General features: G+C 38.8%; 18 protein-coding genes. 10 read left to right on the top strand and 8 right to left on the bottom strand.

The genetic code is table 11. The features are described from left to right. Positions 1-8: 8 nt before the first annotated feature. Positions 9-965, bottom strand: coding sequence for a hypothetical protein (locus tag FNN08_RS10895; protein WP_143585672.1), 957 nt, complete (start codon positions 963-965; stop codon positions 9-11). A gap of 158 nt (positions 966-1,123) precedes the next feature. Here FNN08_RS10895 and tatA point away from each other — a divergent pair, with 158 nt between their 5' ends. The 7 genes from tatA to FNN08_RS10860 are packed head-to-tail and all read left to right on the top strand — an operon-like array spanning position 1,124 to position 5,669. After that, positions 1,124-1,366 (top strand): Sec-independent protein translocase subunit TatA, encoded by a 243-nt coding sequence (gene tatA, locus FNN08_RS10890; protein ID WP_143585670.1) that lies wholly within the window; start codon positions 1,124-1,126, stop codon positions 1,364-1,366. Positions 1,367-1,369: 3 nt separating this feature from the next. Then, on the top strand, positions 1,370-1,705 hold the full coding sequence (tatB, locus tag FNN08_RS10885) for a Sec-independent protein translocase protein TatB (RefSeq protein ID WP_143585668.1): 336 nt from the start codon (positions 1,370-1,372) through the stop codon (positions 1,703-1,705). After that, on the top strand, positions 1,695-2,459 hold the full coding sequence (tatC, locus tag FNN08_RS10880; protein ID WP_143585666.1) for a twin-arginine translocase subunit TatC: 765 nt from the start codon (positions 1,695-1,697) through the stop codon (positions 2,457-2,459). The genes tatB and tatC overlap by 11 nt, the downstream gene beginning before the upstream one ends. Then, complete coding sequence (locus FNN08_RS10875; protein WP_143585664.1) at positions 2,434-3,006, top strand: hypothetical protein; 573 nt, start codon at positions 2,434-2,436, stop codon at positions 3,004-3,006. Before tatC ends, FNN08_RS10875 begins: the two co-directional genes overlap by 26 nt. A gap of 1 nt (position 3,007) precedes the next feature. Next, positions 3,008-3,802: a TatD family hydrolase gene (locus FNN08_RS10870; RefSeq protein WP_143585662.1), complete on the top strand. Its 795-nt coding sequence runs from the start codon at positions 3,008-3,010 to the stop codon at positions 3,800-3,802. Between the two features lie 8 nt (positions 3,803-3,810). Beyond that, positions 3,811-4,824 (top strand): porphobilinogen synthase, encoded by a 1,014-nt coding sequence (hemB, locus tag FNN08_RS10865; RefSeq protein WP_143585660.1) that lies wholly within the window; start codon positions 3,811-3,813, stop codon positions 4,822-4,824. Continuing rightward, the gene (locus FNN08_RS10860) at positions 4,824-5,669 is read left to right on the top strand and encodes a DMT family transporter (RefSeq protein WP_143585658.1); all 846 of its coding nucleotides are present in this window, start codon (positions 4,824-4,826) and stop codon (positions 5,667-5,669) included. The genes hemB and FNN08_RS10860 overlap by 1 nt, the downstream gene beginning before the upstream one ends. Here FNN08_RS10860 and FNN08_RS10855 read toward each other — a convergent pair. Both FNN08_RS10855 and rhlB read right to left on the bottom strand, forming a co-directional pair. After that, the gene (locus FNN08_RS10855; protein ID WP_143585656.1) at positions 5,666-7,174 is read right to left on the bottom strand and encodes a guanosine-5'-triphosphate,3'-diphosphate pyrophosphatase; all 1,509 of its coding nucleotides are present in this window, start codon (positions 7,172-7,174) and stop codon (positions 5,666-5,668) included. The two genes, FNN08_RS10860 and FNN08_RS10855, sit on opposite strands and share 4 nt — an antisense overlap. Before the next feature lie 10 nt (positions 7,175-7,184). After that, on the bottom strand, positions 7,185-8,459 hold the full coding sequence (rhlB, locus tag FNN08_RS10850) for an ATP-dependent RNA helicase RhlB (protein ID WP_143585654.1): 1,275 nt from the start codon (positions 8,457-8,459) through the stop codon (positions 7,185-7,187). Between the two features lie 286 nt (positions 8,460-8,745). On the opposite strand from rhlB, the gene trxA reads away from it, so the two are divergent. Together trxA and rho are read left to right on the top strand one after the other, a co-directional pair. After that, positions 8,746-9,072 carry a thioredoxin TrxA gene (gene trxA / locus FNN08_RS10845; RefSeq protein WP_143585652.1) on the top strand — a complete coding sequence of 109 codons (327 nt, stop codon included), beginning with the start codon at positions 8,746-8,748 and terminating at the stop codon, positions 9,070-9,072. Positions 9,073-9,290: 218 nt separating this feature from the next. Next, entirely contained in the window at positions 9,291-10,550 is a 1,260-nt protein-coding gene (gene rho / locus FNN08_RS10840; RefSeq protein WP_143585650.1) for a transcription termination factor Rho, read from the top strand. Between the two features lie 51 nt (positions 10,551-10,601). On the opposite strand, the gene FNN08_RS10835 is transcribed toward rho, so the two are convergent. The 3 genes from FNN08_RS10835 to FNN08_RS16595 form a co-directional block, all read right to left on the bottom strand. Continuing rightward, positions 10,602-11,993, bottom strand: coding sequence for a sulfatase (locus tag FNN08_RS10835; RefSeq protein WP_185962635.1), 1,392 nt, complete (start codon positions 11,991-11,993; stop codon positions 10,602-10,604). Positions 11,994-12,040: 47 nt separating this feature from the next. Beyond that, positions 12,041-13,621, bottom strand: coding sequence for a sialate O-acetylesterase (locus FNN08_RS10830; RefSeq protein WP_185962634.1), 1,581 nt, complete (start codon positions 13,619-13,621; stop codon positions 12,041-12,043). A gap of 62 nt (positions 13,622-13,683) precedes the next feature. Further along, positions 13,684-14,190 carry a type II secretion system protein gene (locus FNN08_RS16595; RefSeq protein WP_143585644.1) on the bottom strand — a complete coding sequence of 169 codons (507 nt, stop codon included), beginning with the start codon at positions 14,188-14,190 and terminating at the stop codon, positions 13,684-13,686. Positions 14,191-14,359: 169 nt separating this feature from the next. Between FNN08_RS16595 and rluF the strand changes: the two genes are divergently transcribed. Further along, a complete protein-coding gene (gene rluF / locus FNN08_RS10820; protein WP_143585643.1) occupies positions 14,360-15,226 on the top strand; it encodes a 23S rRNA pseudouridine(2604) synthase RluF in 867 nt (288 codons plus the stop codon). Positions 15,227-15,350: 124 nt separating this feature from the next. Here the strand turns inward: rluF and FNN08_RS10815 are convergent, their stop codons facing one another. After that, positions 15,351-16,631, bottom strand: a complete 1,281-nt coding sequence (locus FNN08_RS10815) for an amidohydrolase family protein (RefSeq protein ID WP_143585641.1) — start codon at positions 16,629-16,631, stop codon at positions 15,351-15,353. Then, positions 16,628-18,052, bottom strand: a complete 1,425-nt coding sequence (locus FNN08_RS10810) for an amidohydrolase (RefSeq protein WP_143585640.1) — start codon at positions 18,050-18,052, stop codon at positions 16,628-16,630. Before FNN08_RS10810 ends, FNN08_RS10815 begins: the two co-directional genes overlap by 4 nt. Between the last annotated feature and the right edge of the window lie 66 nt (positions 18,053-18,118).

Genomic DNA, 18,118 nt, shown 5'->3' with positions numbered 1-18,118 from the left:
ACACAATATCACTCTCGGGTAAAGTAGCCTTCAACCCTTAAAGCAATGCCCGGAGTGATTTTATAATCAAATTCCTCTGGCCATTCCATAAAGGGCTCGACCTCAAAGTAAAGCCATTTTCTATATGCATTAACCCGGTAGCGAAAGCTTACTGCGTAGTTATCAACAACAAAGCCTCTGTCGCCATTATCTTCACCATTTATCGAAACCGATAACGCGGTAGCACGAAATCTATCAATTTGATGCAGGTAGCTATAGGTATTGCGCCAGCGATGCCCCTCATAACGTTCAGAGAATGTCATACTGTAGTTCATGCGATACTGTTTTTTCGGGGCAAAATTATAGTCATACTCGACAAAAAGCCTTTGCCCAAAACCATCATCAAGGTAGTAGTAGATTGACGGCTGAAATTCAAATTCATGAATATCAGAAAAATCGCTTGTATATTTTATCCTCGCTTTTGTGAATAAATCCCCGCCTGATATACCAATACGAGTATCAATAAACTCAGTTAATTTATCGACATTAATTAAACGTATTGCTGCTGTGAAAGAATCTTCTTTGTCATTAGTAATATCTCGACCTTGATCAACTTGATTTTCTTTTTTATCGTCTTCAGCTTCATCAGAGAAAATTAAATCGACTTTTTTAGATAGATTAGGTAAACGCACGCGCAGTCTAAATTTTTGGGTAAATACGTCAAAGTCTCTTGCCCTAGGCTCAAAGCCAAGTCTTATACGAGCAGATGTTTGCGGCTTACTACCATCAACTTCTTGCGTAGCAAAGAAGCTATCAAACCATGCTGCAGTACCGTGCACAGAGTCGCTAATAGCGCCATGAAAACCAAATAACCAATCATCTTCAGGATCTGGATATACAGCCACACGCTCCATATCATCCTCTGCTGATTGCACCAAAGGTAGATAAGCAATACTCAATAGAAAAAATACAGCTAAACGGAGCAAAAAATATCCTTATTCCTTAAGATCAAAGACTTATTAATTACAAGTATGCACTAAAATGAATTTTTTTATAAAACTAATATTGATAAATATTTGAAACTGATATGATATATAGCTTATACACATTATAATAACGATATATAAACTAATAGGATTACATTATGGGTGGAATTAGCATCTGGCAACTATTAATTGTGTTTGCCATTATCATTTTATTATTCGGCACTAAAAAGCTACGCAACATTGGTGGTGATTTAGGCTCTGCAGTAAAGGGCTTTAAAAAAGCGGTGAGTGACGATAAAGACTCAAAAGAAGAGCCTGAAGCGGAAAAACTAACTCAAGATAAAGCTGACAGCAGCTTTGATGATGTAAAAGAAAAATCAAAAGATAAAGATCAGGCGTAATCGATGTTTGATATTGGTTTTTGGGAGCTTATGGTTATAGGCGTAATGGGTCTTATTATATTGGGACCAGAGCGCCTACCTACTGCTATTCGTACTATTCGTGCATGGATAAATAACATCAAGCAATTCAGTACCTCAGTACAAACTGAGCTTAAAGAAGAGTTACGAGTTCATGAGCTGCATGCCAATCTAAAAAAGGCAGAGGAGCAAGGTTTAAAAGACCTTTCTCCTGAGCTAGAGCAGTCAGTGAATTCTTTAAAAGCCGCAGCAGAAGAAGCTAATCGACCTTATGCATCAAACAATAAAACTAGCGCAAGTGACGAAAAAAATGACAAGTGAACAATCTAGTGGCTCTTCATTATTTGATCATTTATTAGAGTTACGTAGCCGACTGTTGGCTATGGTGCTAAGCGTATTAGTTATTTTTGCTAGTCTGGCCTATTTTGCTCAAGATATTTATCAATACTTAGCTCAGCCCCTTCTCGCAGTTATGCCTGAAGGCTCTAATATGATTGCTACAGATGTAGCTTCGCCATTCTTCGCCCCATTTAAGCTAACCTTAGTGGTGTCCATTTTTCTGGCGATGCCATTTATTTTGTACCAAATTTGGAGTTTTATTGCTCCAGGTTTATATAAAAATGAAAAACGCTTAATTGCACCTTTGTTATTTGGCAGTAGCTTATTATTTTACGGCGGCATTTCATTTGCTTATTTTGTGGTGTTTCCTTTAGCGTTTGAATTTTTTAGTAACTTTGCTCCTGAAGGAGTCGTTGTTGCAACCGATATATCAAGTTACTTAGATTTTGTGCTTAAGCTATTTTTTGCTTTTGGCGCTGCATTTGAAATACCAATTGCAATTATACTTATGTGTTGGACTGGGTTTACTACACCGAATGCACTAAGGGAGAAGCGCCCTTACGTTGTAGTTGGCGTCTTCGTTATCGGCATGTTGCTCACTCCTCCTGACGTGATTTCACAAACATTATTAGCTATACCTATGTGGCTTTTATTTGAGCTTGGGCTTATTGCAGCATCTTTTTACACACGTCCTAATAATGATGAACAAGATGAAAATACAATCAATAACAGTTAATTTATTTACCCTTTTTGCTCTCTTATTTATCCCTGTTAACGCCAGTGTTGCTATGGTCGATGCTGATGTTCAAAAATGTGCAAAACTTAGCGATGATAAGCAACGTTTAGCCTGTTTTGATGCATGGTTTAGCGCCAATAATTTAACAACAAGCACCTCTGATAATTCAGCTCCTGAGGTAGCTATAACAACGGCAGAGTCATCGCCTTTAATCACCGAGCCTATTTTACCAGAGCCAGCGGCTGTTACTGTACAAGCGCCAGATCCTGCAAAAGAGCTTGAAAATAACTTTGGTAACGAACATAAAAAAACACAAGCAGAAATTGATACTGATCACTTTATTTTTACCATAGAAAAAGCCTCTAAGAACCCGCACGGGAAATGGACTCTAACTTTCACCAATGGTCAAAAATGGTCAACTATTTCTTCTGGCCGTATAAAGCTTAAAAGTGGTCAGCAAGTAAAAATATCTAGAGGCATGTTTAATTCATTTTCATTAACCACTGAAAATTCAAATCGTTCAGTTAAAGTTAAACGTATTAACTAAAATGACTGCGCAAATGATTGATATTGGTGTTAATTTAACTAATTCTCGCTTCGATAAAGACCGAGATAACGTTCTAGAAAATGCTCTCAATGCGGGTGTTTCTCACCAAATTATTACAGGTACTAGTTTAACTGAGAGCGAGAGTGCACTAGCGCTTTGCCAGCAGTATAACAATCTATTTTGCACCGCAGGTATTCACCCCCATGATGCTGATAACGCGCCTAGCAACTATATCGAGCAACTAACAAAGCTTGCCAGTAACGACGAAGTTCGTGCCATTGGCGAGTGCGGCCTAGATTTTAATCGTAACTTTTCTACTCCTGAAAACCAACAACGAGTGTTCAGTGAACAAGTTGCATTAGCTGCCCGTTTACATATGCCATTATTTTTACATCAACGCGATGCTTTTACCCCATGGCAAGCTATTCTTAAACCTAGTTTAGACTCAATACCTGCGGCAGTGAGCCATTGCTTTACTGGCAACCTTACTGAGCTAAAAAGTTGTTTAGATATGGGCCTATATATTGGCATTACTGGATGGATTTGCGATGACAGACGAGGTCAAGAGCTCTACGACATCGCGAAATATATACCATTAGATCGCATTATGATTGAAACCGATGCGCCTTATTTAACCCCTAGAACAATTAGGCCAAAACCTAAAAGTAGCCGAAACGAACCTAAGTACTTGCCTTTTGTAGCTCAAACCTTGGCGCAAGCAATGACGATAGATACAGATACACTAATTATGCATACTAGTAACAATGCCAAAGCATTCTTCAATATTACTGGTTAGGAGATTTTATGAATAACAACAACCAATTCGGTCAATACCCAGCAAAACGTTTACGACGTATGCGTAAAGATGATTTTTCTCGCCGATTAATGGCTGAAAATCAGTTGACGGTTAATGATTTGATTTACCCAGTATTTGTACTTGAAGGTGAAAATCAAAAACAAGCAATACCTTCAATGCCGGGGGTTGAACGCAAGAGTTTAGATTTACTATTAGAAGAAGCCGCAGAATTAGTAGAATTAGGCATTCCCGCAATTGCCTTATTCCCTGTAGTGCCAAGCGAGAAAAAGAGCTTATTAGCTGAAGAAGCATACAATGATGATGCTCTAGTACAACGAACTGTACGCGCATTAAAAGCAGCATTCCCTGAGTTAGGTGTTATTACCGATGTAGCGTTAGACCCTTTCACCACACACGGTCAAGATGGCATCATTGATGAAACCAATTACGTATTAAATGAAGTAACTAAAGAGATCTTAGTTAAACAAGCGTTATCACATGCTAGGGCGGGTGCTGACGTAGTTGCTCCTTCTGATATGATGGATGGCCGAGTTGGCGCCATAAGAGAAGAGTTAGAAAACCAGGGTTTTGTTAATACCCGCATCTTAGCTTACTCAGCCAAATACGCATCAAACTATTATGGCCCATTTCGCGATGCTGTTGGCTCTTCAGGCAACATTAAAGGTGGCAATAAAAAGTCATATCAAATGGATCCTGCCAATTCAGACGAAGCAATGCATGAAATCGCCCAAGATATCCATGAAGGTGCAGATATGGTTATGGTAAAACCTGGTATGCCATATTTAGATATTGTGCGCCGCGTTAAAGACAACTTCCAAGTGCCAACTTATGCTTATCAAGTAAGTGGCGAATATGCCATGCATATGGCTGCAATTCAAAATGGTTGGTTAGCGGAAAAGCCATGCGTAATGGAAGGCTTATTAGCATTTAAACGCGCAGGTGCTGATGGCATTCTAACCTACTTCGCTAAACAAGTAGCACGTTGGTTAAAAGAGGAGTAATGACTCAGCCATTTATCCTGCTACACTGCGCGGTATTACTATTTGCTCTGTGTGCACTCTTTGGTAAATGGTTAGACTTACCTGCTCTATACATAGTACTCGGTCGTAGTTTTTTTGCGGCCGCGGCTATTTTTTTATTTTGCCAATTTACTCAACAAAGCTTAAAACTAAATACCCGATCTAAATATATGCCTCTGCTAATAAGCGGCATACTTCTCGCTCTGCATTGGTGGAGTTTCTTTCACTGTATACGCAACTCAAGTGTTACTTTAGGCTTGCTAACTTTTGCCTGCTTCCCAGTATTTGTGACGCTATTTGAACCTGTTTATTTTAAGCAAAAGCTGCAGATCAAAACCTTAGTATCATCACTCATTTGTTTACTGGGGCTAATAATTATTTTTGTTGATGGCAGCATTGAATACTCAATAACAAGCTTAGTAAGCGGCTTACTATCAGCAATTAGTTTCGCCGCACTAACCTTGTTTAATAAAAAATTTATCGAGAATACCCCTGCCTTACAAATTTCTTTTTATCAAAACTTAGTAGCAGCCTTTATCTTGGCTCCAGGTCTGCTTTACTACCAACTAACACCTGAATTTAACGAACTACTCTTGCTCATTCTGCTGGGGGTAGTATTCACCGCGTTGGCTCATACACTGTTAGTCTATTCGTTGCGGTATTTAAGTGCAGGGAGTGCAAGTATTGCGCTCAATTTAGAGCCTGTTTATGGCGTGATTGCAGCAATGCTGATATTTTCTGAACCAGTAACGATAAACATTGTTACTGGCGCAGCCATCATTTTACTTACAAATATGTGGGTAATGAGAACAGCAAAAAGTGCTTAATCGAAGGTTGTAACGCTAAAGCTCAATTGCAACTGCGCTAAAAATTCAACTTCACGTTTTAAGCCATCATAAATCAGTGGATGCTTCTCTAAGAACGAACTTTCAAGCTGTAAAGTTAAGCTATTATCTTGTGCAGTAAAGTTAACGCGATCTAATGCATCGTCTTTTCTTCGTCTTGATAAAATAACTGCTAACCTTAAAATTGCAATAATGCGAACTGCCAGATCATTTGTGGTAAAGCTTTGCGCGGCTAAAGTAACAAAGTTAATTTCGGTTTTATAATTACTCACTAGGGCTATGAGCAACTTACGCTCGGCATCAGAAAACCCAGCTAAATCGGCATTATTTAGAATATACTCGGCATGCTGTTTGTTTTTCTTATACTCAAGTAATAAACCAATCTCGTGTAACACACAGGCTGATTGTAAAATACTGGCTAAATTATTAGGTAGCTGCCAAGGTTTGACTAAATCATTGAAGCCTTGATCGGCAATATTGGCAACACGATAAGCATGACGCTCATCAATACTATAACGCTCAATTAAGCCAGCTAATGTACGTTGACGAATATTAACATTACGCATATTCGGCAGTAACTCATACAGTAGACCTTCGCGGATAGCACCACCAGCAATTTGCACATCTGTAATATCGAAGGTTTCAAATATAGCGATTAATATAGCTAAACCGGGGGCAAAAACAGGAATGCGCTCTTGCTCTAAACCCTGAATATTTAACATATCAAGGGTTTTACATTGGATAACCTGCTGCTGGATATCTAACAAGTTAGCCAAAGTAATTTGTTGCACCTTACCTTGTCCTGAAAGTACCTCTGCAACAGCTTGTAATGTGCCAGAAACACCTAAAGCACAATCCCAGCCAATTGACTTATACGTATCAACAAGTGGCTGCAGTAAACTTTTAGCTTTTTTATTGGCTAGTGCAAACGCTGAAGCCGATAGCTCACCGTTACTGAAAAACTGTGAGTTAAAGGTCACGCAGCCCATATCTAAGCTGCATAATTTTTTCGGTTCAAAGCCACTACCAACAATAAGCTCAGTACTAGCGCCGCCAATATCAATCACTAAACGCTTATCTGCACTCGCGGTTGTATGAGCAACGCCTAAATAAATATTATGAGCTTCTTCTTCACCCGAAATAAGTTCAATTTTATAACCTAAAATAGCTTCTGCTTTAGTGATGAATTCATTGGCATTTTGCGCAAGCCTTAAGGTTGCAGTAGCAACTATTTTTATGTTTTCGGCGGGGATGTCTTGCAGGCGTTCAGCAAAAAAACTTAAACATTCCCAACCGCGAGCCATGGCGGCTTGGTTGAGAATGTTTTGCTCGTTTAGACCAGAAGCTAAACGAACTTTTCGTTTCACTTTATCAACTACCTGGACGCTATCAGCGACCAGGCGAGTGATTAACATATGAAACGAATTTGAACCTAAATCAATGACCGCATATAACGGCTGAGAGCAAGAAGGGACACTTGCAGGCATTTAACACTTCCTATCTATTATGGTTGGGACGACGATGGTTACGATTACCACCAGAATTACCATTACGCCCACGATTATTCGCATTATGTCTGCGAGGTCGAGGTTTAGGTTTTGGCAAATCAGTTAATAGTGCGTCACTATCATATTTACTTACCGGCAATGCATGTTCGATATATGTTTCGATTGCAGGCAAATTAAATACTGAGTCTTCACAAGCAAAGCTTATTGCATGACCAGTAGCACCGGCACGTCCAGTACGACCAATACGGTGTACGTAATCTTCACAATCGTCAGGTAAGTCGTAATTAAAAACGTGAGTAACATTTGGAATATGTAAACCACGAGCCGCAACATCAGTAGCAACTAGCACATCTAAATGACCTGCAGTAAATTGCTCTAAGATTTTGTTACGCTTTTTCTGTGGTACGTCACCAGTTAACAAACCAACACGAATTTTATCCGCTTCTAAATGCGCATGAACTCGTTCACAAACATGTTTAGTATTAGCAAAAATAATGGCTTTATCTGGCCATTCTTCTTCAAGTAAGGTTTGCAACAGAGCCATTTTATCTTCATTTGAAGGATAAAATAGTTCTTCAGATATGCGTAAATTAGTTTTTTGTTCCGGTTCGATTTCAACACTTACCGGGTCATTCATATGTTCAAAAGCAAGCTCTTTCACGCGGAAAGATAAGGTTGCCGAATACAACATATTTAAACGTTCTTTAGCGCCAGGCATGCGGTTAAACATAAAGCGAATATCTTTAATAAAACCTAAATCAAACATGCGATCGGCTTCATCTAAAACTACCGCTTCGATTTGATCTAGCTTATAAACGCCTTGTTTTAAGTAGTCAATTAAACGACCACAAGTACCAATTAAGATATCAACGCCTTTATCTAATGTTTCGCGTTGACTCTCATAGCCCTCGCCACCATAAACTACACCTAGGCGCAGGCCTGTGCTTTTTACCATTTCTTTTGCATCATTAGCAATTTGGATAGCAAGTTCGCGTGTAGGAGCCATGATAATCGCACGTGGCTGATTATGCTCTGGTTTAGGTTTAGACAGCAGGTGATGAAACGTTGCAGCTAAAAAAGCGATTGTTTTGCCTTCACCTGTTTGTGCTTGTCCTGCAATATCTTTACCTGAAAGTAATACCGGTAAAGATTTCTCTTGGATAGCTGTACAGTTGTGAAAGCCCATAGATTCCAAGCCGGTAACGACTGCTTGCGCAAGACCTAGCTCGGAAAACTTAGTTTCTGTTAAATGTGTTTTTGTCATAGCCTTTAGAATAACACTATATAATGGCAATGCACATAATTTATATAGCTTTACTTGATAATAACAAGCTTATAGCAATGCATTAAGTTTCTGCTCATTGTGCACATAATTAATGGCAATGGTATTAGGTTATGTAATAAGCTCGTTGTTTATTATCGATATTTAAGCAAATGATGAAAAGTTATAACTAATTACCAGAAATGAGCTTGAAATAGTTGCAATGCATCCCAATATCGATAAATATTGAATCTTGATATGGCGTATTGCCACCCTTTTGGAGAAAAAAATGAGCGATAAAATTGTTCAGTTAACTGACGACGGCTTTGATGCTGATGTAATTAATGCTACAGGCCCTGTACTAGTAGACTTTTGGGCTGAATGGTGTGGTCCTTGTAAAATGATTGCCCCTATCCTTTCAGAAATTGCTGAAGAATACGACGGTAAAGTAACAGTTGGTAAATTAAACATTGACCAAAATTCTGGTACTCCACCTAAATATGGTATCCGTGGTATCCCTACGTTATTATTATTCAAAGATGGTGCAGTTGCCGACACTAAAGTAGGTGCACTTTCTAAGAACCAATTAAAAGAATTTTTAGACGCAAATCTTTAATTTCTCGAAAAAAGGCTGATGAAAATCAGCCTTTTTTATGAAAATCACAAAATACCTGCCGGTTAATTAAGCAACAACTTTACCTATTGTAATTTTAATGCTAACTTAAAGACTCAACATATCTTTTTTCAAAGACCTTTTCGTTTTAGCAAGTTTAACACTCGCTTAAAACACAATTTAATTAAGCAAACACTATAAAAGCACAAAGACCCATCAATATGAATCTAATCGAACTCAAAGCTCAATCTATCAGCGAATTAATGAAACTTGCTGAGACAATGAAGCTTGAACATTTAGCTCGCACCCGTAAACAAGACGTCATTTTCGCAATCCTTAAAGCTCACGCCAAAAGCGGTGAAGATATTTTTGGTGGCGGTACGTTAGAAATTTTACAAGATGGCTTTGGCTTCTTACGCTCAGCTGACTCATCTTACTTGGCTGGACCGGACGATATTTATGTATCTCCAAGTCAAATAAGACGTTTTAGCTTAAGAACAGGCGATACAGTTTTTGGTAAGATTCGCCCACCTAAAGATGGTGAACGTTACTTCGCTTTATTAAAAGTTAATGAAGTAAACTTTGATAAGCCTGAAAACTCTCGTAACAAAATACTATTTGAAAACCTTACGCCAATTCACCCTACTGACCGTTTAACAATGGAACGTGGTAATGGTAGTACAGAAGATATTACTGCACGAACTCTAGACTTAGCTTCTCCAATTGGTAAAGGTCAACGTGGTTTAATCGTTGCTCCACCAAAGGCTGGTAAAACGTTATTACTACAAAACATCGCGCAAAGTATTGCTTATAACCATCCAGAATGTGAGTTAATGGTATTACTTATTGATGAGCGTCCGGAAGAAGTGACAGAAATGCAACGCCTAGTAAAAGGTGAAGTTGTAGCCTCAACATTTGATGAACCTGCAAGTCGTCACGTACAAGTGGCAGAAATGGTAATTGAAAAAGCCAAACGCTTAACTGAGCATAAAAAAGATGTTGTTATCTTACTCGACTCAATTACTCGTCTAGCTCGTGCATACAACACAGTAATTCCATCATCAGGTAAAATATTAACTGGTGGTGTTGATGCAAACGCTCTGCATCGTCCAAAGCGTTTCTTCGGTGCGGCACGTAACATTGAAGAAGGCGGCAGCTTAACAATTATCGCTACAGCTCTTGTTGATACGGGTTCTAAAATGGACGAAGTTATCTACGAAGAGTTTAAAGGTACTGGTAATATGGAATTACACTTATCTCGTAAGATTGCTGAGAAACGTGTATTCCCTGCAATTCACTTTAACCGCTCTGGTACTCGTCGTGAAGAGCTACTTACTAAACAAGATGAATTACAGAAGATGTGGATACTGCGTAAAATCGTACACGAGATGGGCGAAATCGACGCTATGGAATTCATGATCGATAAACTAGCAATGACAAAAACCAATAACGACTTCTTCGATTCAATGAAGCGTAAGTAATAACACATTTGTTATAGATAAAGGCCTGACATTGTCAGGCCTTTTTTTTAATCACTCAGAATAATTAGGATTAGGTATTTCTTTATGTGCTGAAATAGCTAGTTTCCATTGGTTTAACTGTTTTTCTAAGCGCTGCGCTATTTCTGGATATATTTTAGCAATATCCTTTTTCTCATTTGGATCATTTTGTAAGTCATACACCTCAATGGTTTTATAATCTGGGTATTGTATTAACTTGTATTGACCATCGTTAATGACATTACGCCAGCTATTTTTCCACTTTTTAGTAACCGCTTTATATTGTGACCACTTAGGGAAAAACCAGTAAAGAGCACGTTGCTCTAGTTGCTGGGTTTTTCCAGTTAATAAGGGCATCAAATTTTCACCGTCCAATACTTTTTGCCCTAATTGAGCCTGAGCAAATGCCATTAGAGTCGGATAAATATCAATTCCCATCACCATCTCAGAATTAGTACTTCCTGGTTTTATTTTTCCAGGATAACGAGCTAAGAAAGGTACTCTTAACCCCCCTTCATAAACTTCACCTTTATAAGTACGCAGATCGCCATTAAGAATATTATCTTGCATCTTGTAGCCACCATTATCCGAGGTGAATATCACTAATGTATTGTCATCAACTCCTAACTCTTTTAGCGTTGTTAAAACCCGGGCAACATTATCATCTAATGCTTTAGTCATTGCCGCTACTTGAATGGTTGTTTGATCATAATCATTACCTAATTTTTTCTGAAAATAAGCAACATCTTCAGCTTTACTTTCTGTAGGTTTGTGAATGAGGAAATAGGGTAAATAAGTAAAGAATGGTTGTTTTTTAGCAACTGCCTGCGACATAAACTCAATAGCCTTATCTGTCATGTAGTCACCAACATAAACATCTTCAGCTAATATCTTTTGATCTACGTTTATTTTCGCTGCAAAGTGCGCCTTATGGCTTTCATATGAGACATCAAAGCCTTGGGTATCTGGTAGGTAGTTTTTATATTGCTCTAAATGCCACTTGCCAAAATGCCCTGTAGTATAGCCAGCAGATTTTAACGACTCGGCGATAGTCACATTTTCTAATGCTAAATGACTCGCATTTGGTGGTACTTTAAACTTAATGCTGTTGCTAAGATCAGGTTTACCTTTCATCTTATGTCGATCGACAACTCGGTAAATCGATGTTCTAGGTGCGTATTGACCACTCATGATTGCCGCGCGAGATGGCTTACAGGTAGAAGCATTGGCATAAGCTCGCGTAAATTTCATGCCTTCATTGGCAAATTTATCTAGGTGTGGCGTTTCCATTATTGGATTGCCATCTGAACTCAAAGTATGAGCTCCAAGATCATCAGCAAGAATAAAAACAATATTAGGCTGCTTAGCTGCAGCACTTATAGAAATGAAGCAAGAGATAGCTAAAATTAGGATTCGTTTAATCATTTTACTTCCTGACATTACAATTAATTATAAAAATAGTTTTAAAAAAATTATCTATTCATCCTAACTTTATCCTCTACATTACCTTTACTGATAGCTGGTAAAGTATCGCTACGAAATGGCATTAATGGTCCACCACTGGCATCATAAACATTAAGACCTTCTGGGTTATCGGCCCAGCCATAGCGTACATACAGAGGTTGTTTAACATCACGGTGGGATAATACTGCAACATTATTAATCAACTTAGCATCTGCCCAATGAAATACTTTATCTTTTCCTGCAATGGCAAAACCAACGGGGGCATCATGAGTTTGCAGCAACTGTATACCAGAGCCAATTTTCCTGTTAGCCGTAACCAGCCCTTTGCTGATATCAGAAAAGTACACAAATAATGTAGTGTCTGATTGCTTAACATGGCTAAACACTGGGCTCGAAAATCTTTTATCTATACCATAAACTTTATTAAGAGCTACAGATGCAATGCGCTGGCCAACCACTATTTTATTCTTCGGGTGTATATCACCTTGTTGTTGTAAGTCTATCGTTACAACAGTGTGCACATTAGCTAGCTTGGTTCCCACTTTAAACTGTGATTCACGTGTTTCTGCAATAGCACTATCTCTAGGTACTGCAACAGCCCGCTTTTGCTCTGGTAATTGCACTTGGATAAAAGGTAAATCGGCTTGCTTAAAATTACTCCGCCATAAGTTGATCATTTCAGCCAATAAAAATTGATATTGCCAACCTCTTTGCATATTGGCTTCACCTTGGCGCCATAAAACCCCTTTTAAGGTCATTGGAAATAGTGGGTGCAGCATACCGTTGTATGAACCTGATGGGTATTGACGACTCTCGTGCGGGGCTATCGCTTTGGTTGGCGGTTTCAATCTTTTTGGCGGTATCGTTTTGCCTTGAGATTTCATTTTTGCCAGATAGCGCTGATGCTTAACAAGTTCTTCCTGAAAGTAAGCCGCCTCATATACATCCCAATTGTTTTCAACCTCCTGCCATTTAGCAACTGCAGGGGCAAATAAATCTGACTGCAATACATCTTTTGATACCCAAGCTTCAACAGATGTACTACCTACCGCAGCGGAGATAATACCTATAGGCACATCCAATTGTGGTTGTATCTCTTGAGAAAATACCGCAGCAAGAGCACTAAATTGTTTAATGCTATTGGCAGATGAAACCTGCCATTTATCCGCTAACTTTGTTTGCGCTTGTTTTTCTATTTTTTGTTTAATATTCAACAATCTAATTAAAGGATTGTTACCTTTAGCTATAACCTCTTTACTATTTAAAATACCTTGCGTGGGGTATTTCATATTAGACTGGCCACTGGCAAGCCAAACATCACCAATTAAAATATTATTAATTACTTGGGTATTCTGAGCTGTTACTTGTAGTTGCTGACCATGTTTATTTGCGGATAAAGGTGCTAGTTGTACTGCCCACGTACCATCAATATTGGCAACCGTAGTCAAACTTTGTTCTGAGAAGGTAACTTTCACGGCTTCTCCCGGGTCAGCCTGCCCCCATATATTTACTGGCTTATCCCTTTGTAAAACCATATTATCTGAAAAAACATCTGCAAGCTTCACCCCAGCCAGAGATTGGCAACTCAATGTTACCCCAAAACCTATTATTATTATTTTTGTGAGAAGGTTATTCATTTTTATTATTCGATCTAACAACCGTCAGTGATTAACTCATATACAGGAGAGCCACCATTAGTTAGTGCTTGCGTATATTTAAATGAGCATAAATCATCTTGTACATTACCATCACCATTTAAATCATAACCAAGGTAAGTAAAATTGGGGTCATCTCGCTCTTCAACAAAATCCCCTGTCATATTAATGCGTTTAGTTAAATCAGCGTTATCTAGGTAGCTCCAAATTAACCTAACATCAGGCTTTGAAGGATCATTTTGATTTATTTCGATTACGCCATTTTCATCAATATCTATGTCGGTAAAGCGAGGGTTCGGCTGCTCAAATGAATAGCTAGGTACTTTAGATTTGACAAACAATAAGTCATTAGCCGATTTAACACTGACTTTTAACTGATTAATTGCTTCAATTCGCGCATCTCGAGAAAGGTTAATAAATTTTGGAGCTACAACTGCCGCTAAAAGACCAAGAATAGAAATAACAAAAACTAATTCGATTAAGGTAAAACCTTTCTTGTACATAGACTGACTTCTTATTATTTATTTTATCTAATATCTTTACTTACAAAATTGGCGGCTTTTAGTAAAAATTTATCATTATTATTGTAATTATTATCATTTTTTAAAGCGTATCGCTACTTTTTAAGCGATAATCTGTTCTATTAAACATATTTACAGAGTTGAAAACACATTGAGCACAGATATTGGCAAACGTTTAAATAAATTTATAAGTGAATCAGGCTTTTGCTCTCGCCGCGGTGCAGATAAATTAATTGAACAAGGGCAAGTAACTATCAATGATAAAGTGCCTGAACTTGGCACCAAAGTAATGCCTGGAGATGTGGTAAAAGTCGATGGCAAACTAGTTGCGGCAATGCCAGCGAACAAATCTGATCGAATTTATATCGCTTATAACAAGCCTACCGGTATTACCTGTACAACCGAGTTAGATGTACGTGGTAATATTATCGATGCAATTGGCCATAAGGAACGTATCTTCCCTATTGGTCGTTTAGATAAACCTTCAGAAGGCTTAATCTTTTTAACTAGTGATGGTGATATCGTTAATAAGATTTTACGTGCCGAAAATGCTCATGATAAAGAATATGTTGTTACCGTAGATAAGCCTATCAGCGAACGTTTCTTGGCTAGAATGGCGCGTGGTGTGCCTATTTTAGGAACAGTGACCAAACCTTGTAAAGTAAGCATGGTTGGTAAATATGTGTTTCAAATTACCCTTACGCAAGGTTTAAACCGCCAAATACGTCGTATGTGTGAGTACCTTGGCTACGAAGTAACTGCATTAAAACGTACTCGTATTATGTCAGTTTCTCTTGGTTCAATGAAACCAGGTCAATGGCGCAATTTAAACGCACAAGAAATGAAAGAGATCAATGAAGCGGTTAAAGGTTCAAGCAAAACGGCTCCAGTTGATCATAAAAAGGCTAATCCAAACCAGCCAGCCGATCCTTGGGCGCAAGTTGAAGCCGAGCTTAATGCTAAAGGACCAAGTAAAGTTAGCTCAGGTACTTTAAGTTTAAAACCTAAAAAAGATTAAAACTTACCAAACTATAACTACAAAAAAACCAGCTACTAAGCTGGTTTTTTAATACCTAATCAATAGGGTCAGATCAACTTGAAAACGCTAAGTTTGCTTTCAAGTTGATCTGACCCCCTTGATATTAAGGGCGCGTGTATTGCTGCGGCTTCTCATTATCAATTACTAAGTAACGATCACGTAACTTAGTTTGGCGAGACTCTAAAGGTACTTCATCACCATTAATAATAACGTTAGTAGGTGCATGCATAACTTCTAATGGGTCACCTGACCACACGACAATATCAGCAACCATACCCGGCTTTAAACTACCGTAATATGAATCAATACCGTAAATTTTAGCTGGAACCGTAGTTAACGCCGCTAAACCTGCTTCCCATGGCAAGCCATTAGCAACTGCATTACCCGCATGTTGTGGTGCAAGACGAATATTATGGGTATTAATACCAATAGCAACCTCAACACCTGCCGCGTTTAATCTTGCTGCGTTAGCAAGTGTTGCTGCGTTTTCTTCAAAACCGTATGGTAAATTAGATTCAGGATTTAAGATAACTGCTACACCAGCTGCCGCTAACTCATCAGCAACCAACCAAGCTTCACTTGCACCCACTAAAGTAACATCTAAGCGTTTAAAGTTTTTCATCATATGCAGTATGTGACGAATATCAGCAGCACGATGAGTCTTGATAAGTAATGGCTGTTCACCTTTAACTACCGGGATTAAAGCCTTCACGTTCTCAATATTAACCGTACCATGCCATTCGGTTTGTGGCGTAATATCTAAAGGTGCAGCATAAATTGCTTCATTAAATGCTTTTCTTAAATTAACCCACATTGCCGCGCGCGAACCGCCATTGGCATCAGCACCAGAATTAGATAAATCTAAAGACATAAAGGCACGCTTTTTAATAACCGGTTGATCGTAATCACCTAAAGTCATTATCGCGCCTCGACCTTTAAACATCGAACCGGTGTAACTTAACGATGTAGCTACACTAGTGAAACCTTCAATACGAGTGATGTTTTTAAGAGTCGTTTCTGGGTTAATTGCTATAGAAGCATCTAATGCAGCGTTCAAATATGAATTTTCAACTGTCGCATCATTAGTACCAGCCCAAGAAGGTACTTCCAAAAGCCCAAGCGAAGTAAATGCTCCGATAAAACCAGGGGTAACTACTTTACCTTTGGCATCAATAACTCGATAACTTGCGTCAGTTGATACAGTTTGTGGAATAATTTTAGTAATTCGACCATTTTCAATTAACACTGTCGCTTCGTCTAAAGTACCTTGCGCTGCCATGGTATGTACTTTACCACCGATTATGGCAATTTTTTCAGCCAATGCAGAAGTACTAAATGCTAGTGATGTGATCGCCGCTATGGCTGTTAATGTTAAATTTCTCATTTGTGATCTCCTTCACCAACTTGTCCTAACTCATAATCACTTATTGCCCAAGTTTCTGGCTTCTTACGATCGTAAGCAACGCCACCATCGATAAATACTAGCTCAGCTTGTGAGTAAGTAGAGAATGGGTCAGTGCTCCATAAAACTACATCAGCATTTTTACCTATCTCTAGAGAACCTGTCTCTTCAAAAATACCTAACGATTTTGCTGCATTAGATGATAACCAAGTCCATGCATCAGCCTTAGTAAAGTTAATGCCTACACGCTGGCCATCTGCAAGTGCTTTAGCTGCTTCTTGATTTAAACGCTGAATACCTTGGTCACTATCAGAGTGAACAATGGCACAAGCTTTGGCATTAGCAACCATAGGGATGTTCTCACGAATACCATCGTAAGCTTCCATCTTAAAGCCCCACCAATCAGCCCACATAGCTGAACATACATTGTTTTCTGCTAGTTTATCGGCAATTTTATATGCGCCAACAGCGTGTTGGAATGAAGCAATCTGATAATCAAATTCTTTCATCACATCCATCATAGTGCCCATATCATCGGCTCTATAACAATGCATATGAACTAAAATTTCACCGTCTAAAACACCCGCTAAGGTTTCAAGGTTTAAATCACGCTTTGGTGCTTTAACATCTTTTCCTGCATCGTAATCTTTTTTGTATTTATCCCAAGCTTGTTGATAGTTTTGCGCATCAGACCATGCTTGACGGTAACCAGCAACATTACCCATACGAGTCATTGGGCCACCTTTCTTGCCGTAAACTCGTTTAGGGTTTTCACCACAAGCCATTTTTAAGCCATATGGAGCGCCTGGAAATTTCATGTCTTGAATAACACGATTTGGTAAGTTTTTAACGGTAACACCACGGCCACCAATTAAGTTACCTGAACCAGGTAAAATCTGCATCGAGGTAACACCGCCAGCTAAAGCGCGACGAAAGCCAGGATCTTGTGGCCAGATAGAATGTTCAGCCCAAACAGCAGCAGTTACTGGCTTAACCATCTCATTACCATCTGCATGTGAGCCTGTATCTGGAGTGGCATAAACACCTAGGTGACTATGTACATCAATAATACCAGGAGTTACCCACTTACCTTTACCATCGATAACGTTTGCATCATCAGCTGGCACAGGCAAATCATTACCTATAGCTTTGATTTTACCGTTTTCAAGTAAGATAGAAGTATTTTCTACCATGCCACCAATACCATCTAGTAAAGTTACATTGGTAATTAATGTCGGCACACTTGGTAGGGCTTTATAAGTGCTTGGGAATGGGTTTTTGTTGATTTCAACAAATGCTGCTCGCTCTGCTTTAGCGGGTTCATCACTACAACCTACCATGGTAGATGCAGCAACCAGCGTTAAGCCTGTAAGCAAGACTTTAGTTAACTTTGAGTTATGCATAATGTCACTTTCTTATTATAAAATTCTTATCTATGCTAGCAGTCAATCGCGTTAAAGTCATGGTCA

The sequence above is a fragment of the Thalassomonas sp. M1454 genome (genome assembly GCF_007097525.1).
Classification (GTDB): Bacteria; Pseudomonadota; Gammaproteobacteria; order Enterobacterales; family Alteromonadaceae; genus Thalassotalea_A.
This window is presented reverse-complemented; position numbering and strand designations above follow the sequence as displayed.

Excerpts from the sequence above, each read along its gene's own strand:
- FNN08_RS10860 (WP_143585658.1), top strand. The coding sequence starts at position 4,824 with ATGACTCAGCCATTTATCCTGCTACACTGCGCGGTATTACTATTTGCT.
- trxA (WP_143585652.1), top strand. The coding sequence starts at position 8,746 with ATGAGCGATAAAATTGTTCAGTTAACTGACGACGGCTTTGATGCTGAT.
- tatB (WP_143585668.1), top strand. The coding sequence starts at position 1,370 with ATGTTTGATATTGGTTTTTGGGAGCTTATGGTTATAGGCGTAATGGGT.
- FNN08_RS10870 (WP_143585662.1), top strand. The coding sequence starts at position 3,008 with ATGACTGCGCAAATGATTGATATTGGTGTTAATTTAACTAATTCTCGC.
- tatA (WP_143585670.1), top strand. The coding sequence starts at position 1,124 with ATGGGTGGAATTAGCATCTGGCAACTATTAATTGTGTTTGCCATTATC.
- tatC (WP_143585666.1), top strand. The coding sequence starts at position 1,695 with ATGACAAGTGAACAATCTAGTGGCTCTTCATTATTTGATCATTTATTA.
- FNN08_RS16595 (WP_143585644.1), bottom strand. The coding sequence starts at position 14,190 with ATGTACAAGAAAGGTTTTACCTTAATCGAATTAGTTTTTGTTATTTCT.
- hemB (WP_143585660.1), top strand. The coding sequence starts at position 3,811 with ATGAATAACAACAACCAATTCGGTCAATACCCAGCAAAACGTTTACGA.
- rhlB (WP_143585654.1), bottom strand. The coding sequence starts at position 8,459 with ATGACAAAAACACATTTAACAGAAACTAAGTTTTCCGAGCTAGGTCTT.
- FNN08_RS10810 (WP_143585640.1), bottom strand. The coding sequence starts at position 18,052 with ATGCATAACTCAAAGTTAACTAAAGTCTTGCTTACAGGCTTAACGCTG.
- FNN08_RS10835 (WP_185962635.1), bottom strand. The coding sequence starts at position 11,993 with ATGATTAAACGAATCCTAATTTTAGCTATCTCTTGCTTCATTTCTATA.
- FNN08_RS10875 (WP_143585664.1), top strand. The coding sequence starts at position 2,434 with ATGAAAATACAATCAATAACAGTTAATTTATTTACCCTTTTTGCTCTC.
- FNN08_RS10815 (WP_143585641.1), bottom strand. The coding sequence starts at position 16,631 with ATGAGAAATTTAACATTAACAGCCATAGCGGCGATCACATCACTAGCA.
- FNN08_RS10855 (WP_143585656.1), bottom strand. The coding sequence starts at position 7,174 with ATGCCTGCAAGTGTCCCTTCTTGCTCTCAGCCGTTATATGCGGTCATT.
- rho (WP_143585650.1), top strand. The coding sequence starts at position 9,291 with ATGAATCTAATCGAACTCAAAGCTCAATCTATCAGCGAATTAATGAAA.